Origin of the sequence: Methylomicrobium lacus, assembly GCF_041897535.1 — a bacterium.
In the GTDB taxonomy this organism is placed as follows: Bacteria; Pseudomonadota; Gammaproteobacteria; order Methylococcales; family Methylomonadaceae; genus Methylomicrobium; species Methylomicrobium lacus_A.
Genome location: NZ_CP169217.1, coordinates 4042702 through 4055797, shown reverse-complemented (window position 1 = coordinate 4055797; position 13096 = coordinate 4042702). Strand labels below are relative to the sequence as shown.

Genomic DNA, 13096 nt, shown 5'->3' with positions numbered 1-13096 from the left:
CTTAAGATTAACGCCTTTACTGATGCCATAAAAACAACCGAAAGCCGCTGCCAAAAATTTCCTCACCCACGGAACGCGGCTTGCTGATAAAATTTGCCGCTTTGAACTCATCAGCATCTATCAATGGACGTCATCAAACGCATTGCCGAAGAATTATCCGTCAACAGCAGGCAAGTCAGCGCCGCCGTCGCCTTGCTCGATGAAGGTGCGACCGTGCCCTTCATCGCGCGCTACCGCAAGGAAGCGACCGGCGGGCTTGATGATACGCAGCTGCGCACGCTGGACGAGCGCCTGATCTATTTACGCGAGTTGAACGATCGGCGCGCGGCGATTCTCGACAGCATCCGCTCGCAGGAAAAACTGACACCGGAATTGGAACAGGCGATCAATGCCGCCGATACCAAGACGCTACTCGAAGACTTGTACCTGCCCTACAAACCGCGCCGGCGCACGAAGGCGCAAATCGCGCGCGAAGCGGGACTGGAGCCGTTGGCCGATGCGATCCTGGCGGACCGCAGCCTGATTCCCGAGCAATTCGCAACCGGCTTTATCGACACGGAAAAAGGCGTCGCGGACAGCGCCGCGGCACTCGAAGGCGCGCGCCAGATCATCATGGAGCGGTTGTCCGAAGATGCCGAGCTGCTTTCGGAGCTGCGCGAGCGGACTTGGGGCAAGGGCATCCTGCACGCGACCGTGACGCCGGGCAAGGAACAGGAAGCGAGCAAATTCCGCGATTATTTCGATTATCAGGAAGCGATCCAGAAGATTCCGTCGCACCGGGCGCTGGCCTTGTTACGCGGCCGCAACGAGGATGTGTTGACCTTGACTCTGAAGCCGGCCCAAGAAGAACAGCAGGAACACGAGCTTTGCGCGCAGTTTACCGCGAAGCGGCTCGGCGTCACCGATACCGCCAAACCGGCCGATGCCTGGCTGGCCGAAACCGCGCGCCTGGCCTGGAAAATCAAACTGTTTACGCGCATCGACCTGGACTTGAAAATGCGCGTCAGGGAAGCCGCCGAACAGGAAGCGATTCGGGTCTTCTCGAGCAATTTGCGCGACCTGCTCTTGGCCGCTCCCGCCGGCCACAAGGCCACGATGGGGCTCGACCCGGGCATCCGCACCGGTGTGAAGGTCGCGGTCGTCGATGCAACCGGCAAACTGCTGGCAACCGACACGATTTACCCGCACCCGCCCCGGCAGGCCTGGCAGGAATCAATCGCGACGCTAGCCAAATTGATCGCCCAGCATCAGGTGCAATTGGTCAGCATCGGCAACGGCACCGGCTCACGCGAAACCGATCAATTGGTCGCCGATTTGCAGAAAGGGCACCCGGAACTGAAATTCAGCAAAATCGTCGTCTCCGAGGCCGGGGCGTCGGTGTATTCGGCATCCGAACTGGCCGCCAAGGAATTCCCCGGCCTCGATGTCTCGCTGCGCGGCGCGGTCTCGATCGCCCGGCGTCTGCAGGACCCGCTGGCCGAGCTGGTCAAGATCGAACCGAAATCGATCGGCGTCGGCCAGTATCAGCATGACGTGAATCAGGTACAACTCGCGCGCGGCCTGGATGCGGTCGTCGAGGACTGCGTGAATGCGGTCGGCGTCGATGTGAATACCGCTTCCGCCGCGCTGCTGAAACAGGTGTCCGGCCTGTCGCAAAGCGTCAGCGAAAACATCGTCGCTTACCGGAACGAGCATGGCCCGTTTCCGAACCGCGCCCAGCTGAAAAAAGTGCCGCGGCTCGGCGACAAGGCCTATGAACAGGCCGCCGGCTTCCTGCGCATCACCAACGGCGACAACCCCCTGGACGCCTCCGCGGTGCACCCGGAAGCCTATCCGGTCGTCGAAGCGATTTTAAAAGACACCGGCAAATCGATCCGCGACTTGATCGGCCAGTCGCAAATCTTGAGACGACTGGAACCTGCGCGCTACACCGATGAGAAATTCGGCCTGCCGACCGTGACCGACATTCTGCGCGAACTCGAAAAGCCCGGACGCGATCCGCGCCCCGAATTCAAGAGCGTTCAATTCAAGGCCGGCGTCGAAAAGATCACCGATCTTGTCCCCGGCATGCGTTTGAACGGCGTGGTGACCAATGTCGCCAATTTCGGCGCCTTCGTCGACATCGGCGTGCATCAGGACGGCCTGGTGCACATTTCGCATCTGGCCGACAATTTCATCAAGGACCCGCGCGAGGTCGTCAAAGCCGGCGACATCGTCGAAGTCAAGGTGATCGAAGTGGATGTCGAACGCCAACGGATCGCGTTGTCGATGAAGTCGGAGGCGGAAGTGACGCCTGCGCCTAAACGTGAGGCGAATCCGCGCAAGGCGCCAGGCAAATCCGCCCCGCCGGCACCGCCGATGCGCGGCGCGATGGCGAATGCCTTGGCCAACGCATTCAAAAAGTAAAGAAAAAATGCTCTGCTATACTAGCTAGGTATTTTCAATACCTAGCAACAGGACCAGACATGATGACTTTTTCCCGTTTTTTTGCAGCCTTGTCGCTCGTCGGCATGACAGCCGCCTATGCGCCGCTAACACAGGCGGTACAGCCGATGTCACAGGAGTGGGAGATTGACGCCCCCGCGCCGAAGATACCGGCAAGACCGCAGGGCTATGGCGACCGCGTCGGAGAGAAAGCGCTGAACAGTTTCGCGAATATTGCAACGGGATGGCTCGAAATGCCGAAGAACGTCATCAACACCACCAACCAAAGCAATATCATCTACGGCTTTATCGGCGGCTTGGCGAAAGGCATGGTGCACACCGCAGGACGCATGGGCGTCGGCATCGCCGAATTGCTCACCCTGCCGCTCGCAACCAAACCGATCATTTACCCCCTGTATATTTGGGACGATTTTGATGTCGATACCGTCTACGGCGAGGTGATGCGGCTGCAGGAGGAACCCAGACAGCCCGAGGTCGCGCCTCCGCCTGCCCCGCAAGCCGCCGCGCCTGTCGTCGCACCAGCCCCCGCCCCTGTGCCTCCGCCGGTACAGTATCCGACCGACACCAACCGCAAGATCGATGCGATCTTCAAGAAAGAGATGATGAAATAAAGCGCAGTATCCCTCCCTAACTGCATCGCCGCAGTTAGGGAAGCAGCCGCTAAACCGCCCTTTCGGCTTCCTTGGACTGATCCACCGACCAGAGCTTCTCGAGCTGGTAGAACTCGCGCGACTGTGCGGTCATCGCATGCACGATCACATCGCCCAAGTCCAGCAAGACCCAGTCCGAACCTAAATCCCCTTCGATCCCCAACGGCTTCACGCCGGATTCCTCCAGCTTCTCGGCCACATAATCGCACAAAGCCTTCAGGTGGCGGTCCGAGGTACCGGTGACCAGCACCATGTAGTCGGTAAAGCTGGTCTTGCCGCGCACATCAAGCGTGGTGATAAATTTGCCTTTCTTATCATCCAGCACGTCCTGGACGATTTTGAGTACTTCTTCTGCTTGCATTCGTTTTCCTGTGTAAGCCGATCGAAAAGATCAGACATTTTGATAAAGATGGTGACTATGAATATAGTCTATTACGACATCGGGCAATAAAAAACGGGGATCGCGTCGTTCGGCGATGATTTTCCGGATCGCGCTGGCCGAAATATCCAGTTCGGTGATGCGCTGAAACATCAGCTTGCCTGCTTGGTGCCGGGCCAGTTCGGCGCTTTCTAAGACCTGGCGGCCGCGAAAAAATTCGTTTTCCAGCCGAATCAGATAGCCGGGCCGGGTCAAGACGACGATATGTGCAAGATCGAACAACTCGGGCCAGCGATGCCAGCTTGTCAATCCGTTAAAGGCGTCGACGCCGATGAAGAGCAACAAAGGCTGCTCTGCAAAATCGCCGCGCAGTGAACGCAGCGTATCGACCATGTAAGACGGCCCTTCCCTGTCCAGTTCGCGCGTGTCGATCACCAGATTCGGCAATTTTTCGGTCGCAAGACGCAGCATTTCGAGCCGCATCTTAGACGTGACGGACGGCTCCAACCGATGCGGCGGGGTCTTATTCGGAATCAGACGAACTTCGTCCAGATTGAAGATTTCCCCGACCTCGATCACGGCGCGCAAATGGCCGTAATGCACCGGATCGAAGGTGCCGCCGAAAATTCCGATCATTTATTGGCGGATATGGCCATCGCCGAGCACGATGAATTTCAGCGTCGTCAGGCCCGTCAGTCCGACAGGTCCTCGCGCATGCAGCTTGTCGGTGCTGATGCCGATTTCGGCGCCGAGTCCGTATTCGAAACCGTCCGCGAAACGCGTCGAGGCATTCACCATCACCGAGCTCGAATCGACCTCGCGCAAGAAGCGCCGCGCCAGCGTGTAATTCTCGGTCACGATCGCATCGGTATGTTGGGAGCCGTAGCGATTGATATGGCTGATCGCCTCGTCGAGGCCGGCAACGATCTTGATCGACAAAATCGGCGCCAGATATTCGGTGCCCCAGTCCTCCTCGGTCGCGCGATTCGCGGACGGAAGCAGCGAACAGGTTTTCGGACAACCGCGCAGTTCGACGCCTTTTTGCCGGTACTCTTCGGCCAGCACCGGCAGGACCTGCCCGGCAATTGATTCGGCGACCAATAGCGTTTCCATCGCATTGCAGACGCCGTAACGGTGGGTCTTGGCGTTGACCGCGATCCTGACCGCCTTGTCGATGTCGGCCGAATCGTCGATATAGACATGGCAAATGCCGTCCAGATGTTTGATCACCGGGATGGTCGCCTGCTTCGAGATGCGTTCGATCAGGCTTTTGCCGCCGCGCGGCACGATCACATCGACATAGCGGTCCATCGTGATCAACTCGCCGACTGCTTCGCGGTCCGTCGTCTCGACCACCTGCACCGCGGCGCCCGGCAAGCCGGCCGCCGCCAATCCGTCGGCGATACAGGCCGCGATCGCCCGGTTCGAATGGATCGATTCGGAGCCGCCGCGCAGGATGCAGGCATTGCCCGCTTTCAGGCACAAGGCCGCCGCATCGACGGTGACGTTCGGGCGCGACTCGTAAATGATGCCGATCACGCCGAGCGGCACGCGCATCTGGCCGACCTGGATGCCGCTCGGACGGTAGTTCAGGCCGCTGATTTCGCCGACCGGGTCGGGCAATGCCGCCACCTGCTGCAAGCCGTCGATCATCGTTTGAATCGCCTTCGGCGACAAGGTGAGGCGGTCCAGCGACGCCGCATCCAGGCCATTCGCCCGGCCGGCGTCGAGGTCCTTGGCGTTTTCCGCGACCAACATGTCGCGGCGGCTGTCTAGCGCTTCGGCGATTTTCAACAACGCCAGATTTTTCCTGCCGGTGTCGGCGCGGCTGATTTCTGTTCCGGCTTGTCTGGCCTTGATGCCAAGGCCCTGCATGTACTCTTTGATATCCACAACCGATACCTAACTGAATGACTGAATAAACCTGCGATTATATCGGTTCTGTCAGGCAAGCAACAACCGGTAAAATCGGAATCCTCACCACCTATCAATTTCGCCTAACTCCATAAAACGCCGGTAAGGGTAGATCATTCTGTAAACAACGCATCAAACGGCGTAGTCCGCGCTTGAACCAGGACACCAAGCTGCGTTGGAGCTTTTTGAAGCTCCAGGGATCGGGGGCGGCCTGCGTTTGGACTTTTTTTCAAGCGGCGTCGGTTGCTGCGTAGCCTCGTCCCGACCTACGCCGACACACCAGTACATCGCCAGCGCCATGATCAAAACCAATCGCTCCAAGCGCTCAGGTTGTTCAAGCGGCGAGTCTTCCAGCTGGCAACCGCGCCCCTTGAAATCCGAAAACATCGGCTCGATACCCCAACGCGTGCCATAATCGAGTACCGCCGCCCGTGTCGGTACGCTGTTCATGGCGATGATCCACGGCTCCGGATGGCCCTCTTCGTGGAGAATGCCCAAGTTCGTCGATACCCCGGCGGCGAACAGACGCACGTCGGACAGATAGCGCTCTTTTACGCCGCGCGCCAGTTCGCCTGTGGTGGCCTCGTTGCTCATGCCGGTATCCACCTCCAGATAGCCTTTCAGGCGCAACCGGTAATCCCAACCTTGGCGCTTCAGCCAAGCGAACAATTCCACCGAAGGATAAAAGCGATCCGCCGACAATAGCACTTTGCCCCCCCTCCGGTAACCAGGTCCGCACCTGCTCCAAGCCCCGGCGCTGCCCTTCGAAACCGATGTTGGCCGCCCCGCTTCGGCAACCCACGCCAGCGGCAAAGCGGTCGCCTACCCATACGCTGACCATCAACACCGCCATGCGATGACCAAGGTCCGTCTGATCCAGGCTAAGCAGCACGGTTTGCCCGTGCCCGGCCGCACGCTGCAACTCGGCTTGCGCCCAGGGCGCCAGCACCGACGCGCAGCACAGTAACGGGTTCTTGAGCAAACGCCGCAACCATTGTTCGCGCATGTCTTGGCGCTCGCTGCGTAACGGCAACAAATTAGCCAACTCCGCCGTATTCGGCGTTTGTCCTTCGATCATGGCTCCTACCGCCAGTGCTAATTTCTTGCACACCGTCTTGCGCAGATTCGGCAATGCCTAGCTCAGCCCCTCATCGACGGCTTCTGCCATGAGTTTTACTGTTCCCATTCGTTCTCCCTCCAGCAAGTTAATTTAGACTGGCAATCTACACGAAATTGATAGGTAATGAGATCCAAATTTAAAAACATGGCAATAATGACTTACCCGCGGCTTGATACGAAGATAGATAACGATAAGATCCTGATAGATGTATTGTCATACCACAATGCATTTCCGCTGTTGCCGGTTTGCAGGTTTAGCTAATTCGTAGGTTCCGTAGGGCTAGAAAGACTGATTCGGTCTTATAAGGCAATTAAAAATAATACTGACAAATTGTTGTACTCATACGCCTTATATTTTACCGCTCTTAGCGCCGCGGATTTGTAGAAGCAATCTGAGCATTACTTTTTCAACTTCATGTTTATTTCTGGCATCAAGCAACATGACCGGGCAAGTGAATCCATTTTTTAGAATATAGGTATGATAATCCAGTAAACTGGTTTGCGTGTTATTGTCATCAAAATGGGTAATCGCGATGACGCCTGATGAGCTTTGCAAAAAATTACCATGTTGATTGAGGTAATAGTCAATTTCAGTCAACGGATCCAGACACCCATTGTCAATCATCACAACCATGCCACTGGCGCCTTTGCACAAAATATCCGACATAAAGTCAAAACGCCTTTGCCCTGGCGCACCGTAAATATGGAGTTTGGTATTTTCAATATAGGCCACGCCATAATCTATGGCGGTAGTCGTTGTTTCTTTACGGTGCAAGGCATCCGTTTCAGTCGCCTTTGTCTCGGTGGAGATGACAGGTATTTCACTGATTGCTCTGATTGAGGTGGATTTTCCTGATCCTACATTGCCCGCGACTACGATTTTAAGTTCGCTTTTTTCGGGATGCCCTTGCTTCATTCCCATATTAGGCCGAGCTACTGGTTCGGCCATCGCTGTGAGGCTACCTTGTCTTGCCGACAAACGGATAGAATCATTCCCTATCCTGTTCAACAACGTGTTGACAGTCTCCGAGTTAACGGCCACTTCTGCGATTAATGCGCTATTTTTCATATCCATAAATATCCTCGTTAAATTTAACTCTCAGACTTCTAGCATCCTGTAACTGAGCCCAAATACGGTTAGCTATTTGATGTTTGTCGCTAAAAAAAATAACAGGTATATTTTTTGTTTCATTGTCGCTTTGTAAGGCAACCACTATTTGATAAAACCTTTCCTCCAATGTCATGATGTCCATATAAATAAGATCAGGCTTTTCTGATTTAGCTTTATTAATAATCTCTTTGCGACTCTCCGCATAAACCAAAATATAATTTGCGCTTTCCAATGTATTTTTTTGGTACGACACTTCCTTTGTAGATGCGTAACAAAATAAGACTTTCCGCATTGCCATAGCATCACCTTTAATAGACCACTAAAAAATTATGCTGCTTTTTCATGCACATCATTGCGATAGAGCCAAGCCTAACGAGATTGACATCCCTGTCAATTAATATCTAAGACACAAAATCCACTCTTAAAAAAATACATGCAAAATTTATTTTAGCTTAAATCCAAAAAACTTCTAGCTATCATTATGCGTTTTTTAGCCATTCTCTTAAATCTACCTACGGCGTACTGCCATTAACATCAATGGTCACCTAACGTCTCGAATAAATCTTCAAAGTTCATTTTGAACCAAACCTGACCGCGTTGCGTACGATTGCCGGGGTCATCGGCAAATTGAATCACTGGTAGCACTGCGAGATCTTTAACCGGTTGAAATAATTCGCTGCCTTTGGCTTCCATGACCCCGTCAATCCATAAAGCTGCCGCGTTTGCCCCTTCGCCAATCAGACAAAGCCATCTAATGTCTGGATCAGGCAGTTCTTCGCTTATCACCTCGTGCAAATCGAAAACCGGGACATCATTTCCGCCCAAATTCAGCAGACCGCTTATCCACGGAGCGACATTGGGCAAGCGCTTTATGTAAACCTGATCGATCAGTTCGCAATAATGTGAAGAAGGCACGATAAACCCGATGCGCCCGATGCGAATTCCGAAAGCCAATTCTTCGTTTGCCAAGGGCATTAGCCAATTGTCCATAAAGTGCTGAATTGCTGATTTTTCGACTTTGTGCTCGTCAACGGATGGGAATTTTTTATTCATAAAAAACGCTCCGGATGGCAGCATAGCCATGCCTCAATAAGTCACTTCGGTTTGAACGGACTCAATGCGCCCTGACAACCCAATTTCGCGCGCCGTGCCCAAGCAGAATAACGGCTATCCTTTGTCGCCTTGAATCGACAATGAACAGAGTCAACACCTACATCCCACTTTTTAAGTCACGCCTAAGTCTAGTGTTTTTTATAATTCCACATCCATTAAAATAGCTTGATTTTTAGATATTGTTCACAATAAATTTCAATCACCCCCGTTGAAAAATCCACAAACAAGTACGTTTCAAAATGCTGTGGCATGCTTGAGTCACCGCCCCAGACGCGCGAAAAGCACTTTATTTGCCTGTACGGCTTTCTCGCCCCGTATTGCCGCCCTCTTCCATCCGTCATAGAATGGGCGTTTCTCAGCCCAACTTAGCGGATTTGTTATGTCAGATAAAATTTGGTTCAGAACCGGCGAAGCCACCGTATTTTCCAGCGAAGGTCAAGGCACCGACGCGATGCCCGAAATTTTGATCGGCCATGTACAGGGGCCTGCCGGCCATGCATTTGCCAATTTGATGGGGCAAACCGAAGGCCACACCCGGATGTTCGCGATTCGCGCCTGCAACCAGCAGGTGCGTCCGGCCACCTTGATGGTGCCGAAAGTGACTATTAAATCATCGGCGTATGTGAATCTGCTCGGCGGCCCGGTGCAATCGGCGATTGCCGATGCGGTGCTGGACAGCGTGATCGACGGCGTGCTGCCGGCCGATCAGGTCAACGATCTGTGCATCATCGCGATGGTCTGGATCGCGCCGGAATGCGCGACCAATCCCGATCTGGACCGGAAAGATCTGTACCGGACCAATTATGAGGCGATGAAGCTGGCCATTTCGCGCGCGATGAGCAATTCACCGACGATCGAGGAATTGAAAGCGAACCGGCATACGGTTTTCCATGAAATGTACGATCCGGAAACCGGCGAGTCGCAGTGGTAACATCGGTTATCGCCGATGCGCGCCCAGCCTAGACTGCAACTGGAAGCCTGCCCGGAATGCGATGCGCTGCTGAAACCGGCAGCGCTCGATGCCGGCGACAAGGCGCATTGCCCGCGTTGCGGCTTTCTGTTGCAGCGCGCGCAAAAGAACAGCATCGAACGCAGCCTGGCCCTCTCGATCACCGGCCTGCTGTTGTTCATCCCGGCCAATTGCCTACCGCTGCTTGGCATCAAATTCCTCGGCAACACGAAGGACGGCATCCTGTTTTCCGGCGTGATGGCGCTTTACGCCGAAAACATGTGGGCGGTCGCAACGCTGGTGTTTCTGTCCAGCATACTGTTCCCGCTCATGAATATCCTGCTGACTCTCGCGATCAGCGCGCATCTTTATTTGAATCGCCCGAATCGTTATCTGACGCACTGGATGCGCTGGCTGCAGCATCTCGAGGAATGGGCGATGCTCGAAGTCTATACGCTCGGCATCATCGTCGCCTGCGTCAAATTGTCGTCGATGGCCGACCTGCGTTTCGGCATGGGTCTGTATGCGTTTGTCGGCCTGCTGCTGGTCGGGGTCGCCTTGGCCGGCAGCCTCGACTCCGCGCTGTTTTGGCAGCGCATCGACGCCTTGCGCCGAGAACCGGCATGAAGTCGCTGCCCAGTGCGCTACGGCAAGGCTTGATCCGTTGCGACGAGTGCGGCGCGCTCGCGCAGCGCGGGGCCGCATCAAGACCCTGCCCTGTCTGCGGCAGCCCACTGCATGCGCGTATCCCGAACAGCCTGCAACGCACGTTGGCGTTTTTGCTCTGCGGCTACGCGCTGTATGTTCCGGCCAATATTTATCCGATCATGACCGTGACCCAATTCGGCGTCGGCGAAACCCATACGATCCTCGGCGGCATACTGACCCTGATCGAAGGCGATATGCTGCCGATCGCGATCCTGGTCTTCATCGCCAGCATTCTGGTGCCGCTGTTGAAACTGATCGGACTGACCCTGCTCTGGCTTTGCGTGTTTTACCGCTGGCAGGTCAACGCGCGCCGCTGGACCTTGATGTACCGGATCATCGCTTTCGTCGGCCGCTGGTCGATGCTGGACATTTTCATGATCTCGATCCTGATTTCATTGGTCGATCTCGGCGGCGTCGCTCAGGTCCTCGCCGGTCCCGCCGCGACCGCCTTTGCCTCCGTCGTCGTGATCACGCTGTTTGCGGCCAAGAACTTCGACCCCCGCCTGATCTGGGATAATCAAAAAATTTGATGAACGACGAATTTGCCTACGAAACCCAAGACACCGCGCTGAATAAGAAGCCCGAGTTGCCGCTGGTCTGGCTGCTGCCGATTTGCGCTTTCATCGTCAGCGGCTGGCTGATCTATAAATCGGCTTCCGAAAAAGGCCCTGTGATCACGATCGACTTTCCAACCGCCGAAGGGCTCGAAATCGACAAGACCAAGATTCGTTATCTGGATGTCGAAATCGGCAAGGTCACCGACATCAACATCAACCAGGATGCGAAAACGATCCAGGTCACGGCGCAGATGCACCGCACTGCCGAAAATTACCTGAACCAAAACACCAGCTTCTGGGTCGTGCGCCCGCAAGTGGGTCTGGCCGGCATCTCGGGACTGAATACGCTGATTTCCGGCGCCTATATCGAAGTCAAACCCGGCGACGGCCCGCATCAGCATCATTTCACCGGCCTGCCCGCGGCACCGGTCCTGAAGACCGAGGCCAAAGGCAGACAATTCGTTCTCGAAACGGCAAACCTCGGCGCGCTCGGCCCCCGCACGCAGATCAATTTTCACGGCATTCCGGTCGGCGAAGTGTTGAGTCAGGAACTCTCGGTCAACGCCGACTCGATCCGTCTGGTCATCTTCATCAAGGCCCCTTACGACCAATTCGTGCGCAAAAACACCCGTTTCTGGAAAGACAGCGGCATCGATTTATCGGCCGGCGCGGACGGCTTCAAGGTCAGAACCGGGCCCCTGGTCTCGATGCTGAGCGGCGGTATCGCCTTTCGCACGCCTCCTGACGATACGATCAAGGATGTGAAACCGGACTATGCGATGTTTCATCTGTATGACACCTACGAGCAATCGACCCAGATCGAATACCACAACACGCTCAAATATGTGATGTATTTCAACGGTTCGGTGCGCGGACTGACCGAAGGCGCGCCGGTGCAGTTGCGCGGCATACCGATCGGCGCGGTGACCGGCATCAGCCTGGAACTGGATGCCAAAACCGCGGACATCCGGATTCCGGTCACGGTCGATCTGGAGCCGGACCGGATCAAGGAAATCAACAAGCAGCCGAATGTCAGCAACAAGGACATGATGTCACGTCTGATCAGCAAGGGCTTGCGCGCGCAACTGCAAACCGGCAGCCTGTTGACCGGACAGCTCCTGGTCGATCTCGATTTTCATCCGAACAGCAAGGTTACCTTGCATGCCAACAACAGCCCTTACCCCGAATTCCCGACCATCCCGAGTTCGCTCGACCAGTTCACGCATTCGGCGCAGACGATCATGGACAAGATCGCGAAGCTGCCGCTCGAGCAATTGACCACCGAAATGACGCACACCCTGAAATCGCTGCAAGACACGTCGAAAGCGGCCAACGGCATGCTGACCGATGCCAGGCAAACGATGGGCAGCGCCGATAAATCGCTGCAATCAGCCGACCAGCTGTTACGCTCGCTCGAACCCGGCTCGACCACACGCCATGAGATCGACAAACTGCTGCTGGAATTGAATCAATCGGCCAATTCGGTCAAGCAACTGACCGATTATCTGGAACAGCACCCCGAAGCGTTACTTAGAGGCAAAGACGATGAATAAAATAGTATACCGCTTGTCATACCGTTTAAATCTTCTTGCTGTTTGCCTGCTGAGCGCCTGCGCGTCGACGCCGGAAACGCATTTCTATGTACTGAGCCCCTTAAGCCTCCCGGCGCGATCCTCTCCAGCCGAAACCCCGAAACGGCTGATCGGCATCGGCCCGATCACCGTGCCGGCGCTGCTCGAACGCAAGCAACTCGTCACCCGCACCGGCGACAACAGCGTCGCCTCCAGCGAATTCCACCAATGGGCCGCGCCGTTAAAGGAGTCGATCACCGAAACTCTGGCGCAAAACCTGTCCGTTCTGCTGCCGAACGACATCATCAAGGCCTATCCTTGGAGCGCCTACGGCGACATGGATTTTCATGTGATCATCGACATCGTGCGCTTCGACTCGAACGCCGCGCAAACCGCCGAACTACGGGTAAACTGGTCGATCATGGACGATAAAAGCCATCGCCTGCTCAAGCACGGCCAAGCCAGGATCGACCGCCATCAGGCCGGTAGTGGCCATGCCGATACGGTCAAGGCATTGAGCGAGACCCTAGAGGAATTCAGCAGGCAGTTAGCCGGCAGCCTGGCTTCTCTAAGCCCTTAG

At 55.4% G+C, this 13096-nt stretch carries 14 protein-coding genes; 7 read left to right on the top strand and 7 right to left on the bottom strand.

Annotated elements, in window-relative coordinates; genetic code table 11:
- Positions 1–123: 123 nt before the first annotated feature.
- Positions 124–2406 (top strand): Tex family protein, encoded by a 2283-nt coding sequence (locus ACEPPP_RS18240; RefSeq protein WP_374088784.1) that lies wholly within the window; start codon positions 124–126, stop codon positions 2404–2406.
- Between the two features lie 59 nt (positions 2407–2465).
- Positions 2466–3056 (top strand): exosortase system-associated protein, TIGR04073 family, encoded by a 591-nt coding sequence (locus ACEPPP_RS18235; RefSeq protein ID WP_374088783.1) that lies wholly within the window; start codon positions 2466–2468, stop codon positions 3054–3056.
- A 49-nt stretch (positions 3057–3105) separates the two neighbouring features.
- On the opposite strand, the gene rsfS is transcribed toward ACEPPP_RS18235, so the two are convergent.
- The 7 genes from rsfS to ACEPPP_RS18200 all read right to left on the bottom strand — a co-directional run bounded on the left by rsfS (position 3106) and on the right by ACEPPP_RS18200 (position 8671).
- Complete coding sequence (gene rsfS, locus ACEPPP_RS18230; RefSeq protein ID WP_374088782.1) at positions 3106–3456, bottom strand: ribosome silencing factor; 351 nt, start codon at positions 3454–3456, stop codon at positions 3106–3108.
- 30 nt (positions 3457–3486) lie between these two features.
- Complete coding sequence (gene nadD, locus ACEPPP_RS18225; RefSeq protein WP_374088781.1) at positions 3487–4110, bottom strand: nicotinate-nucleotide adenylyltransferase; 624 nt, start codon at positions 4108–4110, stop codon at positions 3487–3489.
- A complete protein-coding gene (locus tag ACEPPP_RS18220; RefSeq protein WP_374090947.1) occupies positions 4111–5349 on the bottom strand; it encodes a glutamate-5-semialdehyde dehydrogenase in 1239 nt (412 codons plus the stop codon).
- A gap of 171 nt (positions 5350–5520) precedes the next feature.
- Entirely contained in the window at positions 5521–6096 is a 576-nt protein-coding gene (locus ACEPPP_RS18215) for a transposase (RefSeq protein ID WP_374088780.1), read from the bottom strand.
- Between the two features lie 760 nt (positions 6097–6856).
- On the bottom strand, positions 6857–7582 hold the full coding sequence (locus tag ACEPPP_RS18210) for an ATP/GTP-binding protein (RefSeq protein ID WP_374088779.1): 726 nt from the start codon (positions 7580–7582) through the stop codon (positions 6857–6859).
- On the bottom strand, positions 7566–7916 hold the full coding sequence (locus tag ACEPPP_RS18205) for a hypothetical protein (protein ID WP_374088778.1): 351 nt from the start codon (positions 7914–7916) through the stop codon (positions 7566–7568). Before ACEPPP_RS18205 ends, ACEPPP_RS18210 begins: the two co-directional genes overlap by 17 nt.
- A 236-nt stretch (positions 7917–8152) precedes the next feature.
- Entirely contained in the window at positions 8153–8671 is a 519-nt protein-coding gene (locus tag ACEPPP_RS18200; protein ID WP_374088777.1) for a chemotaxis protein CheW, read from the bottom strand.
- Positions 8672–9110: 439 nt separating this feature from the next.
- On the opposite strand from ACEPPP_RS18200, the gene fae reads away from it, so the two are divergent.
- Genes fae through ACEPPP_RS18175 form a run of 5 tightly spaced genes read left to right on the top strand, consistent with a single transcriptional unit; the run spans position 9111 to position 13096 of the window.
- Positions 9111–9662, top strand: a complete 552-nt coding sequence (fae, locus tag ACEPPP_RS18195) for a formaldehyde-activating enzyme (protein ID WP_374088776.1) — start codon at positions 9111–9113, stop codon at positions 9660–9662.
- 15 nt (positions 9663–9677) lie between these two features.
- The gene (locus ACEPPP_RS18190) at positions 9678–10307 is read left to right on the top strand and encodes a paraquat-inducible protein A (protein WP_374088775.1); all 630 of its coding nucleotides are present in this window, start codon (positions 9678–9680) and stop codon (positions 10305–10307) included.
- Positions 10304–10918 carry a paraquat-inducible protein A gene (locus ACEPPP_RS18185; RefSeq protein WP_374088774.1) on the top strand — a complete coding sequence of 205 codons (615 nt, stop codon included), beginning with the start codon at positions 10304–10306 and terminating at the stop codon, positions 10916–10918. The genes ACEPPP_RS18190 and ACEPPP_RS18185 overlap by 4 nt, the downstream gene beginning before the upstream one ends.
- Positions 10918–12498 (top strand): intermembrane transport protein PqiB, encoded by a 1581-nt coding sequence (locus tag ACEPPP_RS18180; RefSeq protein WP_374088773.1) that lies wholly within the window; start codon positions 10918–10920, stop codon positions 12496–12498. The genes ACEPPP_RS18185 and ACEPPP_RS18180 overlap by 1 nt, the downstream gene beginning before the upstream one ends.
- Entirely contained in the window at positions 12491–13096 is a 606-nt protein-coding gene (locus ACEPPP_RS18175; RefSeq protein ID WP_374088772.1) for a membrane integrity-associated transporter subunit PqiC, read from the top strand. The genes ACEPPP_RS18180 and ACEPPP_RS18175 overlap by 8 nt, the downstream gene beginning before the upstream one ends.

Excerpts from the sequence above, each read along its gene's own strand:
- ACEPPP_RS18240 (WP_374088784.1), top strand. The coding sequence starts at position 124 with ATGGACGTCATCAAACGCATTGCCGAAGAATTATCCGTCAACAGCAGG.
- ACEPPP_RS18235 (WP_374088783.1), top strand. The coding sequence starts at position 2,466 with ATGATGACTTTTTCCCGTTTTTTTGCAGCCTTGTCGCTCGTCGGCATG.
- rsfS (WP_374088782.1), bottom strand. The coding sequence starts at position 3,456 with ATGCAAGCAGAAGAAGTACTCAAAATCGTCCAGGACGTGCTGGATGAT.
- nadD (WP_374088781.1), bottom strand. The coding sequence starts at position 4,110 with ATGATCGGAATTTTCGGCGGCACCTTCGATCCGGTGCATTACGGCCAT.
- ACEPPP_RS18220 (WP_374090947.1), bottom strand. The coding sequence starts at position 5,349 with ATGCAGGGCCTTGGCATCAAGGCCAGACAAGCCGGAACAGAAATCAGC.
- ACEPPP_RS18210 (WP_374088779.1), bottom strand. The coding sequence starts at position 7,582 with ATGGATATGAAAAATAGCGCATTAATCGCAGAAGTGGCCGTTAACTCG.
- ACEPPP_RS18205 (WP_374088778.1), bottom strand. The coding sequence starts at position 7,916 with ATGGCAATGCGGAAAGTCTTATTTTGTTACGCATCTACAAAGGAAGTG.
- ACEPPP_RS18200 (WP_374088777.1), bottom strand. The coding sequence starts at position 8,671 with ATGAATAAAAAATTCCCATCCGTTGACGAGCACAAAGTCGAAAAATCA.
- fae (WP_374088776.1), top strand. The coding sequence starts at position 9,111 with ATGTCAGATAAAATTTGGTTCAGAACCGGCGAAGCCACCGTATTTTCC.
- ACEPPP_RS18190 (WP_374088775.1), top strand. The coding sequence starts at position 9,678 with ATGCGCGCCCAGCCTAGACTGCAACTGGAAGCCTGCCCGGAATGCGAT.
- ACEPPP_RS18185 (WP_374088774.1), top strand. The coding sequence starts at position 10,304 with ATGAAGTCGCTGCCCAGTGCGCTACGGCAAGGCTTGATCCGTTGCGAC.
- ACEPPP_RS18180 (WP_374088773.1), top strand. The coding sequence starts at position 10,918 with ATGAACGACGAATTTGCCTACGAAACCCAAGACACCGCGCTGAATAAG.
- ACEPPP_RS18175 (WP_374088772.1), top strand. The coding sequence starts at position 12,491 with ATGAATAAAATAGTATACCGCTTGTCATACCGTTTAAATCTTCTTGCT.